Origin of the sequence: Adlercreutzia equolifaciens, assembly GCF_029076695.1 — a bacterium.
GTDB classification, from domain to species: Bacteria; Actinomycetota; Coriobacteriia; order Coriobacteriales; family Eggerthellaceae; genus Adlercreutzia; species Adlercreutzia equolifaciens_A.
Window position 1 is genome coordinate 1 of the sequence record NZ_JARFIK010000018.1, and the last position, 500, is coordinate 500.

Sequence of the window (500 nt, forward strand, 5' to 3'; positions counted from 1 at the left end):
CTCCCGTTGGACTTTGAACTGGGTGACAGTCAGGTGTTCTTCGGTGCTGCCACGCTCGCCGCGCTCCACATCGGCATATCCGGCAGCGCGCATATAGTGGAAGAAATCGTCCTGCAAGACGCTGTACGACTTCTTCAGGACAGGCTTGCCGTTCTTTTGCAAAACAGGCTTTCCCGATTCGTCCAGCAGGGGCTTGGATGCCCACTTCTTGCTCCGGCTGACCTGCATGACAGTCTCCTTTACGGTGCCGACCAGTGCCTTATCCTTGCAGCGTTTCGACCACAGAATTTCTTTTCGGACGGTGGGGATCGCCACAATGTGCAGGTGGTAGTGGTAGACCGGCTTGCCCAGTTCTTCGGACACCGCCTTGTTGATTTCATCGGCGTGCATAACCGCCGACACGATGTTGTCCTCACCGTAAATCTCACAGCCGAAGCGGTAGGCTTCCTCGTAGAACTGCTTGGCGTACTCGGAGCCGTACTTCAGCATGGTGCCCATGG

1 protein-coding gene is annotated in these 500 nt (G+C 56.4%); it reads right to left on the reverse strand.

Going from position 1 to position 500, the window contains the following annotated elements; all coding sequences use genetic code 11:
* The coding region (locus PZH32_RS11240) for a plasmid recombination protein (RefSeq protein WP_275208333.1) at positions 1 to 500 on the reverse strand (500 nt) is incomplete at both ends.